The sequence below is a fragment of the Rhizobium sp. K33 genome (assembly GCF_056501445.1).
In genome coordinates, this window is sequence record NZ_CP096478.1 from 2210968 (window position 1) to 2226793 (window position 15826).

The 15826-nt window shown below is 61.2% G+C and carries 17 protein-coding genes; 10 read left to right on the forward strand and 7 right to left on the reverse strand.

Annotated features, from left to right (window positions below):
- Positions 1–2 precede the first annotated feature (2 nt).
- Positions 3–1463 carry a UdgX family uracil-DNA binding protein gene (locus M1E12_RS10885; RefSeq protein ID WP_479564725.1) on the reverse strand — a complete coding sequence of 487 codons (1461 nt, stop codon included), beginning with the start codon at positions 1461–1463 and terminating at the stop codon, positions 3–5.
- Positions 1463–2692, reverse strand: a complete 1230-nt coding sequence (locus M1E12_RS10890; protein ID WP_479564726.1) for a putative DNA modification/repair radical SAM protein — start codon at positions 2690–2692, stop codon at positions 1463–1465. The genes M1E12_RS10885 and M1E12_RS10890 overlap by 1 nt, the downstream gene beginning before the upstream one ends.
- A 268-nt stretch (positions 2693–2960) precedes the next feature.
- On the opposite strand from M1E12_RS10890, the gene greA reads away from it, so the two are divergent.
- From greA to M1E12_RS10910, 4 genes are read left to right on the forward strand one after another with little or no spacing between them, the layout of a single operon-like run.
- Positions 2961–3437, forward strand: coding sequence for a transcription elongation factor GreA (greA, locus tag M1E12_RS10895; protein ID WP_113458848.1), 477 nt, complete (start codon positions 2961–2963; stop codon positions 3435–3437).
- Between the two features lie 21 nt (positions 3438–3458).
- Positions 3459–4532 (forward strand): glycosyltransferase family 4 protein, encoded by a 1074-nt coding sequence (locus M1E12_RS10900; protein WP_479564727.1) that lies wholly within the window; start codon positions 3459–3461, stop codon positions 4530–4532.
- A gap of 1 nt (position 4533) precedes the next feature.
- Positions 4534–5742, forward strand: coding sequence for a capsular polysaccharide export protein, LipB/KpsS family (locus tag M1E12_RS10905; RefSeq protein ID WP_479564728.1), 1209 nt, complete (start codon positions 4534–4536; stop codon positions 5740–5742).
- Entirely contained in the window at positions 5742–6563 is an 822-nt protein-coding gene (locus M1E12_RS10910; protein WP_479564729.1) for a glycosyltransferase family 25 protein, read from the forward strand. The genes M1E12_RS10905 and M1E12_RS10910 overlap by 1 nt, the downstream gene beginning before the upstream one ends.
- Here M1E12_RS10910 and M1E12_RS10915 read toward each other — a convergent pair.
- Positions 6503–7267 carry a hypothetical protein gene (locus M1E12_RS10915; protein ID WP_479564730.1) on the reverse strand — a complete coding sequence of 255 codons (765 nt, stop codon included), beginning with the start codon at positions 7265–7267 and terminating at the stop codon, positions 6503–6505. The two genes, M1E12_RS10910 and M1E12_RS10915, sit on opposite strands and share 61 nt — an antisense overlap.
- 58 nt (positions 7268–7325) lie before the next feature.
- Entirely contained in the window at positions 7326–7793 is a 468-nt protein-coding gene (locus tag M1E12_RS10920) for an Lrp/AsnC family transcriptional regulator (protein ID WP_113458777.1), read from the reverse strand.
- Positions 7794–8030: 237 nt separating this feature from the next.
- Between M1E12_RS10920 and trxB the strand changes: the two genes are divergently transcribed.
- The 4 genes from trxB to M1E12_RS10940 all read left to right on the forward strand — a co-directional run bounded on the left by trxB (position 8031) and on the right by M1E12_RS10940 (position 11741).
- Positions 8031–9008 carry a thioredoxin-disulfide reductase gene (gene trxB, locus M1E12_RS10925; RefSeq protein WP_479564731.1) on the forward strand — a complete coding sequence of 326 codons (978 nt, stop codon included), beginning with the start codon at positions 8031–8033 and terminating at the stop codon, positions 9006–9008.
- A 20-nt stretch (positions 9009–9028) separates the two neighbouring features.
- Positions 9029–9925, forward strand: coding sequence for a LysR family transcriptional regulator VtlR (locus M1E12_RS10930; RefSeq protein ID WP_136540997.1), 897 nt, complete (start codon positions 9029–9031; stop codon positions 9923–9925).
- Positions 9926–10287: 362 nt separating this feature from the next.
- Positions 10288–10581: an ArsR/SmtB family transcription factor gene (locus M1E12_RS10935; RefSeq protein ID WP_113458775.1), complete on the forward strand. Its 294-nt coding sequence runs from the start codon at positions 10288–10290 to the stop codon at positions 10579–10581.
- Positions 10582–10640: 59 nt separating this feature from the next.
- A complete protein-coding gene (locus M1E12_RS10940) occupies positions 10641–11741 on the forward strand; it encodes an alkene reductase (RefSeq protein WP_479564732.1) in 1101 nt (366 codons plus the stop codon).
- Between the two features lie 63 nt (positions 11742–11804).
- On the opposite strand, the gene M1E12_RS10945 is transcribed toward M1E12_RS10940, so the two are convergent.
- Together M1E12_RS10945 and M1E12_RS10950 are read right to left on the reverse strand one after the other, a co-directional pair.
- The gene (locus M1E12_RS10945) at positions 11805–12188 is read right to left on the reverse strand and encodes a DUF6220 domain-containing protein (protein WP_310242130.1); all 384 of its coding nucleotides are present in this window, start codon (positions 12186–12188) and stop codon (positions 11805–11807) included.
- Positions 12185–13219 carry an NAD(P)H-binding protein gene (locus M1E12_RS10950; protein ID WP_479564733.1) on the reverse strand — a complete coding sequence of 345 codons (1035 nt, stop codon included), beginning with the start codon at positions 13217–13219 and terminating at the stop codon, positions 12185–12187. Before M1E12_RS10950 ends, M1E12_RS10945 begins: the two co-directional genes overlap by 4 nt.
- A gap of 92 nt (positions 13220–13311) precedes the next feature.
- On the opposite strand from M1E12_RS10950, the gene M1E12_RS10955 reads away from it, so the two are divergent.
- Positions 13312–14280: a LysR family transcriptional regulator gene (locus M1E12_RS10955; RefSeq protein ID WP_479564734.1), complete on the forward strand. Its 969-nt coding sequence runs from the start codon at positions 13312–13314 to the stop codon at positions 14278–14280.
- A gap of 14 nt (positions 14281–14294) precedes the next feature.
- Here the strand turns inward: M1E12_RS10955 and M1E12_RS10960 are convergent, their stop codons facing one another.
- The gene (locus M1E12_RS10960) at positions 14295–14564 is read right to left on the reverse strand and encodes a DUF2188 domain-containing protein (protein ID WP_113458770.1); all 270 of its coding nucleotides are present in this window, start codon (positions 14562–14564) and stop codon (positions 14295–14297) included.
- Between the two features lie 129 nt (positions 14565–14693).
- Between M1E12_RS10960 and M1E12_RS10965 the strand changes: the two genes are divergently transcribed.
- Positions 14694–15824, forward strand: coding sequence for a calcium:cation antiporter (locus M1E12_RS10965; RefSeq protein WP_479564735.1), 1131 nt, complete (start codon positions 14694–14696; stop codon positions 15822–15824).
- The last annotated feature ends 2 nt before the right edge of the window (positions 15825–15826 follow it).

The following is a 15826-nucleotide window of genomic DNA, read 5'->3' on the forward strand; positions in this document are numbered from 1 at the left end:
GATCAGCCTGCCGACAGCGTATCGAAGAGCCGCCGGACCCCGGCCATGTCCGAGCGGAAGGCCTCGAGGCTGCGCACCTTCAGATCCTCGTCAGGCATTCTCAAGATGGCAGCCGGATGCGTGGTCACGAGCAGCATCCGGTCCTCCTGCATCGGGATCGGCATGCCCCGCACTTCCGCGATGGGGCGGCTCTCGCCGGTCAGCGACAGATAGGCCGTCGCGCCCAGTGCCACCACGATGCGCGGGCGGATGATCTCGATTTCCTTGGCAACCCACCAGCGGCAATGCGCGACCTCGCCGGCATCCGGGCGCATGTGGATCCGCCGCTTGCCACGCCGCTCGTATTTGAAGTGCTTGACCGCATTGGTGACATAGATCTGCCGCCGGTCGATGCCGGCTGCAGCCGCAGCCTCGTCGAACACCTTGCCCGCAGGCCCGATGAAGGGTCGTCCCGCCAGATCCTCCACATCGCCCGGCTGTTCCCCGACGAACATGATTTGAGAGTCCGCCGGCCCCTCGCCGAAAACCGTCTGCGTGGCGTGGCAATGCAGCGGACAGCGTGTGCAGCGGGCGGCCTCCTCGCGCAATCGCTTGAGCGGCGGCAGATCCGACAAGACATCCTCTTCCTCCTTGCCGCGCCACTGCGCCTGCAGCCGCTCATGAAAGGCCGGCGGCTGGCTCGCCTCGCGCGCCGCCATCTCCTGCACCCGCCGCTCAGCCCCGGCAATCAGGTCCGGAATGAGCGAAGCCTCCGGCATGTTCTTCCAGTATTTCTTCGGCATCTCCGACTGCATGGCCCGGATCTTCACCCGGGCCGGATTGAAGATATTGGCAAAATAGGTCCGCCACAGCTCGTCGGTCTCATCCTCCGCTTCCGGCCGCATGGCAGGCTCCCGCGAGGTCCTGAGTTCTTCGCCATTCCAGGCGGCCGAACCCTTAGGCGTGGCGATCAGCCAATCCATGTCGGTAAAACGGCGCTGAAAGAAGCCCGCTGTGCGCGCCACGATGAAATGCTCAGGCTCGAACCAGGCGACGAAGCGCCGCCGCCCGGCCTGCACGGCCTCGACCTCGCGAAACCGCACGAACGCCTTCATCTTGTGGCTGTCGCGCCGGACGTTCTTCACCAGGCGAACCAGCTGTGCCACATCGCCATCGGACGCGACCTGCAACAGATTGCGCTCCGCCTGCATGCGCCAGAGGATCCGGTAGAGCAGCGAGAAACGATCGGGATCGGAATGGCAGATTGCCGCCTCTGCGGTCTCCATGAAACTCTTGGGAACGACGACGTCGCGTGCCTCGCCGGGCCCGATTTCCGGGGCGGCAGCGCCGCCGAACAGGTCCGCTCCGTCACCGGCAAGCTGCCAGCGCACGGACGCCGGCTCCACCCGGTCCAGCAGCAGACCACGCGCGGCCTCCCGCCATTCGGCAAACTCACCTCGCCCCTCGAGCGTGACCGTCCGCATCAAAACAGCGACAACTGTTCGGCCGGCGGCGCGAAGACGGCCCTGAGATCCGAGCGGTCCAGACTGCGATGCGGCGACCAGCCCTCGGCCACGATGAAGGAGCGCACCTTCTTCAGGGAGACACCGAGCCGTGCCAGGTCCTCAAGACGCACCCGCCGATGGCGACGGGCGGACAAAAGCCCCTTGACCGTCTTCGTGCCGAAACCGGGCACGCGCAACAGCGTCTCGCGATCGGCAGTGTTCACATCGACCGGAAAGCGATCGCGATTGGCAAGCGCCCAGGCAAGCTTCGGATCCAGCTCCAGATCGAGCATGCCGTCCTGTCCTATCGACGCAATTTCATCGACTGAAAATCCGTAGAAGCGATAGAGCCAGTCCGCCTGGTAAAGCCGGTGCTCCCGCATCAAGGGCGGCTTGATCAGCGGCAGGTTCTGCGAACTGTCGGGGATCGGGCTGAAGGCCGAGTAATAGACGCGCTTCAGGCCATAGGAACTGTAGAGCCGGGCGCTCGATCCGATGATCGTCGCGTCATTGGCGCCATCAGCCCCGACGATCATCTGCGTGCTCTGTCCGCCCGGCACAAACTTCTTTCGGCGGCCGGAAAGCGTCGGTTCGCGCGCCTCGTCGATCTTGAGCCTCAAGTCCGCCATGGATCGGCGGATGTTACTCGGCCGCTTTTCCGGCGCATAGCGCTCAAGCCCGTGGTCGGTCGGCAGCTCGATATTGATCGACAGACGGTCGGCATAAAGCCCCGCCTCCTCCACCAGATGCGCGGAGGCCTCGGGGATCGTCTTCAGGTGGATATAGCCGCGGAAGTCATGCTTGGTCCTCAAGTCGCGGGCGACCTTCACCATCTCCGCCATCGTGTCGTCCGAGGACCGGATGATGCCAGAGGACAGAAACAGGCCCTCGATGTAGTTGCGGCGATAGAATTCGATCGTCAGCCACACCACCTCGTCGGGCGTAAAGCGGGCGCGCTCGACATTGCTCGAGGAGCGATTGATGCAATAGGCGCAGTCATAGATGCAGAAATTGGTGAGCAGGATCTTCAACAGCGAGATGCAACGGCCGTCGGGCGCATAGGCGTGACAGATGCCCGATCCCTCCGTCGAACCGAGCCCGCCGGAGGCCGCGGAGTCGCGTTTCGTCGTCCCGCTTGAAGCGCAGGATGCATCATATTTGGCTGCGTCGGAGAGGATGGCGAGACGTTCTTTGAGCGACTTCTTCATAAGAATGTTCTCTATACGTTCTCATGACGACCGTCAAGAAACAAGGCTGCGACATACCGTCTGTGCACAGCGTCAGCTTTTGATTTCGCTCGACTATTCCGCGCGAGACGTGCGCCTCGGCATCCCCTGTCGAAAACTCTGGAAATGTCGCGCGGCATTCTGCTATAGTCTTCGTCAACCTGATTTGTGACACGGTTCCGAAGCTTTGCTCCGGAACCTGTTTTCTTTTGTGTCCGCGCTCGCGGCCATGAAGACGAAGGAAGAGGAAATGGTAGACAAGGTACCGATGACGCAGAACGGTTTTGACAAGCTCAACGAAGAGTTGCGCTGGCGTCAACAGGAAGAGCGTCCGCGCATCATCGAGGCGATTGCCGAAGCGCGCGCCCATGGCGACCTTTCCGAAAATGCGGAATATCACGCCGCCAAGGAAGCCCAGAGCCACAACGAGGGTCGCGTCGGCGAACTCGAGGATCTGATCGCGCGCGCAGAGGTCATCGACCTCTCCAAGATGTCCGGCTCGAAGATCAAGTTCGGCGCCACCGTCAAGCTGGTCGACGAAGACACCGACGAAGAGAAGACCTACCAGATCGTCGGCGACCAGGAAGCCGATGTGAAGGCGGGCCGCATCTCGATCTCCTCTCCGATCGCTCGCGCCCTGATCGGCAAGGAAGTCGGAGACAACATCGAAGTCGTCGCCCCCGGCGGCTCCAAGGCCTACGAGATCCTCGCGGTCAAGTGGGGCTGATGCAGTCGGAAGGGCGTTCTCGTGACGCAATCGCTTGACGAGATCACGGTCGTCGCGCCGCATTTCAAGCGTCGCCTGTCCGGTGTGACATCGACCGTGATCCAGCTCGTTCCCGAGCAGCGTCGCCAGGGGCTGGGCATTTTGACCCTCGGCCCCGGCCTGCCCGACCATCTCCCGAAAATGCGCTGGACGCAGCTGCCGGGCCTTTGGAAGAAGCCCAAAACTGGCAGCGACCGCGTCTGGCATGCCCGCCGCAACAACGAGATGCTCGCGGGCCTGGTCCTGCGGGACGTCTTGCGCATGCCGCTGAAGCTGCTCTTCACCTCGGCCGCCCAGAGACATCACAGCCGCTACACCCGCTGGCTCATCTCCAAAATGGACGGCGTGGTCGCGACGAATGCCAAGTCCGGCTCTTTCCTCAAGGTGCCGCATTCCGTCATCCGCCACGGCGTCGATACGGATCTCTTCCGCCCCGCGATGGAGACGGACGCGGATCCGGCGACCATTTTGCCGGAAGCGATGCGAGACAAGCATCTGATCGGCTGCTTCGGTCGCGTCCGCCACCAGAAAGGCACCGACCTCTTCGTCGATGCCATGATCGCCTTGCTCCCAGCCCATCAAGACTGGGCAGCCATCATCTCCGGGCGCGTCACAGCCGAGCACACGGCCTTCGCCGATCAGCTGAAATCGAAGATCGCCAAGGCCGGCCTTTCCGATCGCATCCATTTTCTCGGCGAAGTCGACGACATCAAACCCTGGTATCGCCGCCTGACCCTCTACGTCGCCCCCTCCCGCAACGAAGGCTTCGGCCTTACCCCGCTTGAAGCCATGGCGTCAGGCACGGCCGTGGTCGCCAGCGATGCCGGCGCTTATGCCGAGATGATCGTCGAGGACGAAACCGGCAAGGTTGTCCCGGCCGGCAAGGGCGAGGCGCTGACAACAGCAATACAGTCCTTCATCGACAATCCAGCGCGCTGCGCCCAAGCCGGCCAGAAGGCCCGCCGCCGTGTCGTCGAAAACTTCGCCCTCGAAGGCGAGGCCCGGGCGCTTGCAGATATCTATACCGGCCTGCGAGCCAATCGAAAGGTTGCCTGACATGGCTCCGGTCGAGTTTATTTGCCATTCGAAGCATTTTAAGGGGATTCTGAAGCTCGCTCACGAAGAGGTCGTGGCGGTCCCTACGAGACAAAGGGACATCATCCGCGCTCTGTTTAAAAGCCGCGGCGTGGGCGGCCTCGTGCGAATAATTCTCGGCGAGCAACGCCTGATTGATTTGAAGCCATTGGTGGAGCGTAACCTCGTTCGGCGCCAAATCCGGTTACCGTGGCTTTATTCGACATCGATTGCCCGTGCTCTCTATCGTTTCATCTTGCTGGCAAAAGCTAGATTGGCAACCGCTCTCGTAGAGCAGACTTTCGCTGCCCACCCTCATGCGCGCGCGCTGGCATTCAACGGCTTCCTTATGCCGGATGCAATTACGCTGGCCATCAGCAAGGCTCTACGCCGCGAACGTCTGGTGCTGGAGCTTGGCTTCTTTCCCGGCACGACCCAAGTGGACGTCCAAGGTGTCAACGACGACTGTACACTGCCGCGTGAGCCAGCGTTCTATGAGTTCGCAGATCCTGAGGTACCGAAGGATAGGCCTGAACAACTAGTCCGAAGGCCGACCAAACAGAAGGCAGAGGAACAAGCTGTTCTTCCGCCGGATTACGTCTTCGTGCCGATGCAGGTCCCGAGCGACATGCAAATCCTGCATCATTCCCCTTGGATCGGCAGCATGGTGCATTTCTATGAGGCCTTGTTGGAGCTCGCCGACAAGAACCCCCGTCTGCATCTCGTCGTTAAAGAACATCCAAGCTTCCCGCTGAGCATTCGTCGTAAAGTAAGGCAGCACCCACGGATCACATTCGCCAATCATAACGAGACACGCGCTCTGATCGAGGGCGCACGGGCGGTCATCACTGTGAATTCGACAGTCGGCTTGGAAAGTCTGCTGCTCGGAAAGAAGGTCATCACGCTCGGCCGAACCTATTACAACATCCCCGGCTTGGTGCTTCATGCTGAAGACAACGAGCAACTGGAAGAACAGTTTTCGCGTCTAGAGACATGGGAGCCGGATGCCGTCCTGAGAGATCAGTTCATCCGTTATGTCTACAACGTCTTTCTCTTGAGGGCCGATCGCAACCAGCCCACACCAGAGTTCCTTGATGCCCTTCGCCGTCGCGCGAACAGGAGCGACACGCACCACGACTTTCTTCGCCTCTTCGAGAACCAAGAGTTGAACTCCACGACGGAGAAAACGTGATGAGAGCTCTGCTGATCAATCTCGACAGCGCGCGGGATCGCCTCGCCTTCCAACACCGCCAACTAACAGCGCTTGGGATAGAGTATCAGCGGCTACAGGCAACCGAGACTGACGCACCCGAGCTTGTAACGCAGCCTTATTGGCTTACCTGGGAGAGACCAATGCGCCTGCCTGAACGGGCATGTCTGGTAAGTCACCAGCGCGCTTGGGAGATCGTCGCCGAGGGCACAGAGCCCGTTCTCGTGCTTGAAGATGATGCCGTTCTCTCTGTGAACGTTCCGCGCCTCCTAGACCGCCTGCACACAACGTCCGGGATGGACCATGTCAGTCTCGAAACACGTGGCCGCAAGAAGCTTCTGGCACGGGCACGACATCCAGAGCTGCCCCTTCGCCGACTATACCAGGATCGCTCGGGCGCGGCGGCCTATGTGCTTTGGCCCAAAGGGGCTCGGAAGCTCTTGGCAGCATCTGAGGTGAAAGCTGGCCTTGCCGATGCAGTCATCTGCGCCTGCTACGAACTCGATGCTTATCAGGCGGACCCGCCCCTTGCGCTTCAATCGGACAGATGCGCAGCGCAGGGAATACCGGATCCGATAGCGACCGCATCATCCATTTCGTCCGCCACAGACCGCGCGGATAAAGGTGACCTGACCTTCCGGGCGCGGAGAATGAAGGCGCAATTGCGCATGGCCGTGCGACACGCCCGACATGCGTTTCATGCTACACGCGAGCAGCTTAGCGTTCACTCCTCGGAGTTTGATTATCTGAGAGAACTGTCTTCGCCAGAAGAGGTGGACCACCAACCCGTGCGATCTCGGTGATGGCGGGCTTTTAGGCGCGCATACGCGGTATCTTCGATTTGCAGCCGATCGAAAACGGTCTTCAGGATCAAGCCGACGGGTCTCTCTTCCATCAAAGGATCAAGGCGCCAACGCATGTTGCGCAAGGTATCGTCGGTACCGATGGTGAAGCACGACAATCCCGAAAAGAGCGGAATAAGTCGCAGCTTGACTTCGGCGATCTTCTCTTCATCCAGATCCGAAGGCGGATCCTTGGCCAGGACCCGCTCCGTCTCATATATCTTGATGGTGTTGACGAGGATCGAAACCAGCGTCGCCTGAGCCTTCACTGCCGGATCGGAGGAATGGTCCGAAAATGTATCGGTCGCGGAAACGAGCCAGCGAAGATTGAGGTTTCTACAGAGATAATCCGCTTCAGCATCCCACAAGCGCTGAAACTCGGTAAACACCTCAGATGTACTGACACCGCGGCGCAACAGAACGATTAACTTCGCGTGGTGCCAGACCAGCTCCGACTGACCGACGAACTCGCCGCGGAGATTCTCTAAATGCTGATCCAGCGATTTGGCCGAGCCTCGCGTCTGTTTGGCTGCTGCGCCGTCAATGACACGTGACTTGAGGGCCTCATACTCCTGAACCGATGTCGTGTGTTTGCCGCCACCCCAGCGCTTGCGGTGCCAGTTCAACGAAAAGAACCGCTCGATCTTCGTCTTCTTGCGCGCCAATGTGTTCACCTTAGTTCAGTCATTCTTCGAGAAAAGTAAACCAGCGGTCTGGTCCACCTCATATCTCCACCAGCCCCACCTTCTTCACCTGCCGGATCGTCAGCATGGTCCTCACCGTATCGACATGCTCGTTCGCCGTCAGCACTTCGATGACGAAGTCCTGGAAGCGGGTGAGGTTCTCGGCGACGCAATGCAGCAGGAAATCGCTGTCGCCGTTGACCATCCAGGCCTGGCGCACGATAGGCCAGCTGTCGGTGGCGGCGGCGAAGGCTTTCAAGTTCGCCTCCGACTGATGCTTGAGGCCGACCATGCAGAAGGCGACGAGGTCGTAGCCGAGGCGGCTGGCATTGAGGACAGCGTGATAGCTTTCGATCACGCCGGCCTCTTCCAGCTTGCGGACGCGCCGCAGGCAGGGCGGCGCGGAAATGCCGACGCGTTCGGAGAGTTCCACATTGGTCATCCGCCCGTCCCGCTGCAATTCCTTGAGAATGCGCAGGTCGATGGCGTCGAGTTCTAGCTTGAGCACGGCCGCTCCTTTTGACGATGTGTCCGTTATCTACTCCAACGGATAAAATTGGCAAGAATCCTCCGTGATCACGCACAATTATTGCGCGTCGAAGCAAAGCTCTGTTGCTAATGCAGGCCCATGCCTTGATCTGCGCTCCGCTTCGATCCTAAATGGTCGCCAGTTGCGCGACCACAGGGTGAGCCCCATATCGAGGCCCCGGTCGAAGACAAGGACCGCGCGTTGAAAGGAAGCGTCATGACTGCCCGCCACACGAAGGTATTGATCATCGGCTCCGGCCCCGCCGGTTACACCGCTGCCATCTATGCCGCCCGCGCCATGCTGAAGCCGGTCCTGATCGCCGGCATGGAACAGGGCGGCCAGCTGATGATCACCACGGATGTGGAGAACTATCCGGGCTTCGCTGATCCGATCCAGGGCCCCTGGCTGATGGAGCAGATGCTGAACCAGGCCATCCATGTCGGCACGGAGATCGTCAGCGATCTCGTGACGGAAGTCGACACCAGCCATCGCCCCTTCACGGTGAAGACCGACAGCGGCCAGGTCTGGACGGCCGATACGCTGATCATCTGCACGGGCGCCAAGGCCAAGTGGCTCGGGATCGAAAGCGAACAGCACTTCCAGGGCTTCGGCGTCTCGGCCTGCGCCACTTGCGATGGCTTCTTCTATCGCAACAAGGATGTCATCGTCGTCGGCGGCGGCAATTCCGCCGTCGAGGAAGCGCTCTATCTCTCGCATATCTGCAAGTCCGTCACCGTCGTGCATCGCCGTGACAGTTTCCGCTCGGAAAAGATCCTGCAGGAGCGCCTCTTCGCCAAGGAGAACATCCGCGTCCTCTGGAACACCACGGTCGAGGAAATCACTGGCACGCCCGCCAAGCCCCCGATGCCGCCGTCGGTCTCGGGCGTGAAGCTGAAAGATGCACTGACGGGAGCCGTCACGGAGATGCCGATCGATGGCGTCTTCGTCGCGATCGGCCATGCGCCGGCGGTCGAACTCTTCAAGGACAAGCTGAAGCTGAAGTCCAACGGCTATCTCTGGACCGCGCCGGATTCCACGGCCACGGACGTGGCCGGCATCTTCGCGGCCGGTGACGTCACCGACGATGTCTATCGCCAGGCGATCACCGCTGCCGGCATGGGCTGCATGGCAGCACTCGAGGCCGAGCGCTTCCTGTCCGCCCTGCCCGTCGAGACACAGCAAGCCGCGGAGTAAGCGCCATGAGGGGGGCCGGCATGCCGCTGGACTGGGACAAACTGCGCATTTTTCATGCGGCTGCGGAAGCCGGGTCCTTTACCCATGCCGCCGACAAGCTGCACCTGTCCCAGTCGGCCATCAGCCGCCAGGTCTCCTCGCTGGAGCAGGATATCGGCGTCAAGCTCTTCCACCGCCACGCCCGCGGCCTGATCCTGACCGAACAGGGCGAACTGCTCTATCGCACCGCCCACGACGTTCTCCTGAAGCTGCAGACCGTCAAGATGCAGCTGACGGAAACGACGGAAAAGCCTTCCGGCAAGCTGCGCGTCACCACGACCGTCGGCCTTGGCCAGGGCTGGCTCACCGACAAGGTGCAGGAATTCCTGCAGCTCTATCCCGACATGTCGATCCAGCTGATCCTCGACAACGAGGAGCTGGACGTGAACATGCGCCATGCCGATTGCGCCATCCGCCTGCGCCAGCCGCAGCAGTCGGATCTCATCCAGCGCAAGCTGTTCACGGTGCATATGCATGTCTATGCGGCACCGTCCTACATCAACCGCTATGGCGAACCCCAGTCGATCGAAGATCTCGACAACCACAAGATCATCACCTTCGGCGAGCCGGCGCCCAATTACCTGCTCGATGTGAACTGGCTGGAAGTCGCGGGTCGCTCGTCCGACAATCCGCGCGTCCCGCACCTGCAGATCAACAGCCTGACCTCGATCAAACGCGCCTGCCTTCTCGGCATCGGCATCGCCATGCTGCCCGATTACATCGTGGGTCGCGATCCCGGCCTGCTGCAGCTCGTCACCAGCGCCGACGTCCCCTCCTTCGACACCTATTTCTGCTATCCCGACGAGATCAAGAACGCCGCGAAGCTCAAGGCATTCAGGGACTTCATTGTCGCCAAAGCCCGCAACTGGAACTTCTGAAGGCAGCCTCGCGCTGCCTTTTTTCGTCTGTGCCGCACACAGACCTGCGGCCTGCGCATGCCTGACATGCATAAAAAAGCATTGTTCACTGCACAGAAAACCACCATATCGCACACAGCTGATGCACATGGTGGCTTTTTCCTCCCAGTTCCACCGCAGCAGCTGTTCCCCTCTGGAGGTTTTTGACCTTCACAATTCAAAGGGCCCTGGTTTTCCGGTGGCCCTCTTTTTTTGTTATTTCGTTGGAACAATACCTCCCGCCTGGCGTTCCAGTGGCTGGCGGAACTGAAGCCGTGCGCTCACGAGCATGGTGACAGGGATCGATCCGCTTATTTGGATTCGCAGTTCATATTGGAGGGGACATGTTCCTGGAGGACGTGATGAAGGCGCTGGCACACCCGGCACGCATGGAAATGCTGATCTGGCTCAAAAACCCCATGGAGTTTTTCGGGGTCCCGAAGGAAGAGGCAGTCGAAGGCATCAGTGCGGGTCAGTTCGAGCGCTCCGGTCTGTCCCAGTCTGCCGTCTCCGCCCATCTCGCCACCCTGCAGCGCGCCGGCCTCATCAGCTCCAAGCGAGTCGGCCAGCGTGTGCTCTATCGCCGCAACGAAGATGCCATTGCAGAGTTCGTGAAGACCTTGAACGGAACACTCTGAAGCCCCACATCGGAGTTCCCAATGAACCTTCCCATCATTGGAAACTCCCGAGAGGTTTCATGTCCAAGCTTTTTGAACCGACATCCGTCGGCAGCATCTCCCTTTCCAACCGTATCGCCATGGCGCCCCTGACGCGCAACCGCTCTCCGGGCGCCGTGCCGAACGATCTCAATGTCGAGTACTATCGCCAGCGCGCGACGGCTGGCCTGATCATCAGCGAAGGCACGGCCATCACGCATCAGGCGCAGGGTTATTCCGACGTTCCCGGTCTCTACAAATCCGAAGCCATCGACGGCTGGAAGAAGGTCACGGATGCCGTCCACGCAGCCGGCGGCAAGATCGTGACCCAGCTCTGGCATGTCGGCCGCATCTCGCATACGAGCCTGCAGCCTGAGGGTGGCGCACCCGTCGCTCCCTCCGCAATCGCGGCGAAGTCCAAGACCTATGTGCTGAATGCAGATGGCTCCGGCGGCTTCGTCGAAACGTCGCAACCGCGCGCCCTTGAAACCGCAGAAATCCCCGCTCTGCTGGAAGACTATCGCAAGGCTGCCCGTGCCGCGGTGGATGCCGGTTTCGACGGCGTCGAGATCCACGCAGCCAATGGCTATCTGCTTGAGCAGTTCATGCGCGCGAACAGCAATCAGCGCACGGATCAATATGGCGGCTCGATCGAAAACCGCATCCGCCTGACGCTGGAAGTCGTCGAGGCCGTCACCAAGGAAATCGGCGCCGAAAAGACCGGCATCCGCATCTCCCCGACCACGCCGGCAAATGATGTCTCCGATCCGGATCCGAAGGCCGTCTATACCGCTCTCGTCGAAGCTTTGGCCAAATACGACCTGGCTTTCGTGCATGTCATCGAAGGCGCAACAGGCGGCCCGCGTGACGTCCTGCCCTTTGACTGGAAGGCGCTGAAGGCGGCCTACCGCGATGCCGGCGGCAAGGGTGCATGGATTGCCAATAACGGCTACAACCGCGCATCCGCGATCGAGGCCGTCGAGAGCGGCTATGCCGATCTCGTCGCTTTCGGCCGCCCCTTCATCGCCAACCCCGACCTCGTCCGTCGCTTGAAGGAAGACGCAGCCCTCAATCCGCTCGACCAGGCCACGCTTTATGGCGGCGGTGCGGAAGGCTACACGACCTATCCGGCCCTGGCCTGACACATCCTGAGACCATGAAGGGCTCCCGGAAACGGGGGCCCTTTTCTTCGTCCGCCTCGCAACTCACCCCCAGGCGCGAGCGAGCCGGCTTGCGAGCAGGAATGCCACGGCGGCCATGGCAAGGCCGTTGACCGGATGCAGAGCCCCGAGCAAGGGCAGCCCATCTCCAAGAGCCGCCAGCATCACCTGCAGCAGATAGCCCACAAGCAACAAGGACGCGAGCCGGCGATACGGCAGAAGCGGCCCCCGGAATGAGATGGCGAAGGCGAGCAGGATCGGCAGCGCAAGCGCTCCGCCGGTGGCCGCATGCGCCTCCCAGCCCGCACCCCCGCCGAAAACGGTCAGACCCGCCAGGAAAAACTGCAGCGCGATACCGCTGATGATGAGCCACACCAGTCCTCTGAACAGGACCAGCCAGCCTCTTGTGGCAACCACAGTATTGTTCATCGGCTGACTCCTCGCGAAAGCTGAACGGGTTCACGAGCCTCTACCGAATGGCCCGACAGGCAGCCAAGGCTTCTCAGTGTCGTCTGTACCGCAATATCGATCGGGGTATTCGGCTCCTCCCCGAGAAACGCCACGAGGCGGCTATTGTCGAGCCGGATGGTCTCCCGCCACAGATAGCGCATCTCATGCAACTCCTTGAGAAACGGCACGAAGGGTCGCGCAAGACCGGCAAGCGTCCAGGGAAAGCCGACCGTGAAGATCTCGGGGCGTCCGACCGCCCGACCGATGGCCTCAGCCATCCGGACGCCGTCATGGTCGAAGAAGCCGTTCATGTGAAAGCGCGCAAAGAGTGGCAAGGCGTGCTCAGCGTCGAGCAGGCGCATGAAGGTCTCGGCCACATCGGGCAGATAGGCCCAGGCATGACCGACGCCCCGTCGCCCGGGATTGAGGACGAAACGCACCGGCTTGCCGGGTTGCACCATGGCCTGGGCGAACCAGTTGTTGCCGGCTTCGGGCCCGAAAAAGTCCCCTGCCCTCAGGACAATGACGGGCACACCCTCGTCGGCGGCTCGCTCCAGCCGGTGCTCGAGTTCGACACGGATCCGCCCCTTGACCGTCTGCGGCCGCTGCGGGCTGTCCTCCGAAAGCAGCGGGAAAGTCTTAGGGCCGAAATTGTAGATCGTGCCCGGCATCAGGATGCGCGCACCGACGGCTTTTGCAGCGGCGATCGTGTTGTCGATCATCGGCAGCACGAGCTCGCCCCAGTTCTGGTAACCGGGCGGATTGACGCCATGCACGATGACACTTGCGCCTTGAGCAGCAGCAAGAACGTCCGCGGCGCACATGGCATCACCACCCACCCATTCATACACGGGATGCGCGGATGACTGCTGCTTAGGGCGGCGGTGCATGGCCCGCACGCGGTAGCCGCGCTTGAGCAAAGCTTTGGCGAGCGCGCCGCCCACGCCGCCGGTGGCACCCAGAACCAGCGCGAGGGGTGGTTGTAACGAGGTCTGCGAAATGTCTGTCATGCTCGTCTCCAATCTTTGAACTGGAAACAGCTTCCCACGAACCTCCGACATGCAGAATTGCCAGAAGGTGCAGAATTGATATACATAAATGTATGACCATCGATCAGATCAGCTGGGACCACTACAGAACCTTTCTTGCCGTCCTCGAAACGGGCTCTCTTTCCGCAGCGGCTCGCGACCTCGGCCTGACGCAGCCGACGGCCGGCCGGCATGTGGAAGCACTGGAGCGGGCCTTTGGCGCACCGCTTTTCCTGCGCACGCCACAGGGGCTGCTTCCAACCGAGAAGGCACTCGCGATGAAAGGACATGCGCGGAGCATGTCCGCGATGTCGGCAGCGCTTGAACGCATTGCCTCGGGCGACATGGAAGATGTGCGTGGCACCGTGCGGATCAGCGCCAGTGAGGTGATTGCGGTCGAGGTCCTGCCGTCCATCCTGGCGAGGCTGCAGGAAGAACACCCGGGGCTTGAGATCGAACTCTCCGCCTCGGACGCCGTCGAGGACCTCCTCCAGCAGGAGGCCGACATCGCGATCCGCATGGTAGCGCCGAGCCAGTCTGCGCTGGTCAGCCGACGCACCGGGAAAATCACCCTCGGCTTCCACGCCCACCGCAGCTACCTCGCCCGCCACGGCACGCCTGGCTCCCTGGGAGAATTGGCCGACCACCGGCTGATCGGCTTCGACCGGCAACTTCCCTATATCAGGGAGATCTTGAAGCGCCGGCCCGATCTCAAAGGCATCGGCTTTGATTTTCGCGCCGACAGCAATCTGGTGCAGCTCGCCGCCATCCGCTCTGGCCTCGGCATCGGAATGTGTCAGCATGCCTTCGCAGCACGCGCCCCGGATCTGATCGAAGTCCTTCCCGGCTCGCTGGATATCGCGCTCGAGACCTTCGTCGTCTTCCACGAGACCTTGAAAACCGTCCCACGCTTTCGCGCAACCTTTGATGCCCTGGTGACTGGCCTGAGCGAATGGGTGCGGCTTCCCTCGGCGACAAGACCGCAGCGCGACACGCTGGAATCAGAACATGAGGATGTACCGACAACCGACTCTGCGGATTGAGTTTTTTGCCGACCTCAGGCTTGGGGCCTGTCATCATCCGCGAAGCTGTCGATGATCTCGACCTCCGGCCGATCGCCGCCGTCGCTATACTCCTCGCGCCAGCGGCCGCTTTCGTCCTGATAGCTGATGGTCACCGGCTCGTCGCCGACCTGCTGCTCCTGCATCACGATACGAGCGGCTTCTAGGGCCTGGTCATGGGTCGGGAACGCCTCCGAATAGACGCCGCCGAGCCGATAGGCCCAACCGCCATCATGAGGAACAATCTCGTAGATGATCTTCACCATGGCCTTCTCCTCCTAGGCTGCTGCGAGTATTCCATCAAAAGCGGCGGGGTGCAAACCTGCACGGTTTGCGATGGAACAGCATTGCCCTCCCTGCCGTTACGAAAATCTGGTCAGGACAGGGAGAAGCAGGTGTCGCGCATCAGGCAGGAGAGACTTCTTCTCATTCCGATCATTGCAGCCATCCTGGCCCTCGGCCTGGAACACATGGTCCTGGAGGCTGGACAGATCGCCTCGCTGATCGGGGCCGCCGGCCTGATCGCGGCCATTGTCGTCGGCTCCATGCGCGTTGCCCATCACGCCGAAATCCTCGCCCACAAGGTCGGCGATCCCTATGGCACCATGATCCTGACGCTCTCGGCAGTCGCGGTCGAGGTGCTGATCCTCGCGATCATGATGAACAACGGCGCTTCCCCCACCCTGGTGCGGGATACGATCTATTCGGCCGTCATGCTCGATATCAACGGCATCCTCGGTCTTGCGGCCCTGCTCGGCGGACTTAAGCATGGCGAACAGCCCTATAACGACGACAGTGGGAAGACCTATGGCGTGATGATCCTGACCGCCATGGGGATCTCGATGATCGTGCCGGAATTCATCCCGCACGACCGCTGGCGCTACTACTCCGTCTTCACGATCGGAGCGATGATCGCCCTTTACGCCCTTTTCCTGCGCATGCAGGTGGGCACGCACAGCTACTTCTTCTCCTACAGCTATCCCACCCGCTTGCCGGACCAGCCCGCACAAACGGCACCGCAATCTGCGCCGACGACTGAGCCGCGGGAGAAGGCCGAGAAGCATGGAAAAGATTCCACACTCTTCTCGATCGGCGTCATTCTCTTCGGCGTCGTGCTCATCGGCGTGCTGGCCGAGGTCATGTCGGTGTTGATGGACGCAGGGCTTGAAGGAACGGGTGCCCCGGTGGCCTTGACCGCCATCCTGGTCGCCAGCATTTCTGCGGCGCCGGAAATCCTGACCGCCTTGCGGGCAGCGCTCAGAAACCGCATGCAGGCCGTGGTCAACATTGCCATGGGCGCATCCTTGTCGACGGTCATTCTGACCGTGCCGGTCATGGAGGCGATCGCGCTTTATACGGGCCAGCCCTTCGTCATGGCGATGACCCCGGTCCAGACGACCATGGTTGCCATCACCCTGGTCGCCGCCGCGATCAATCTGAACGATGGAGAGACAAATGCCATCGAAGGCATGACCCATTTCGTGCTCTTCGCCACCTTCATCATGCTCGCCTTTCTCGGTCTCTAGGC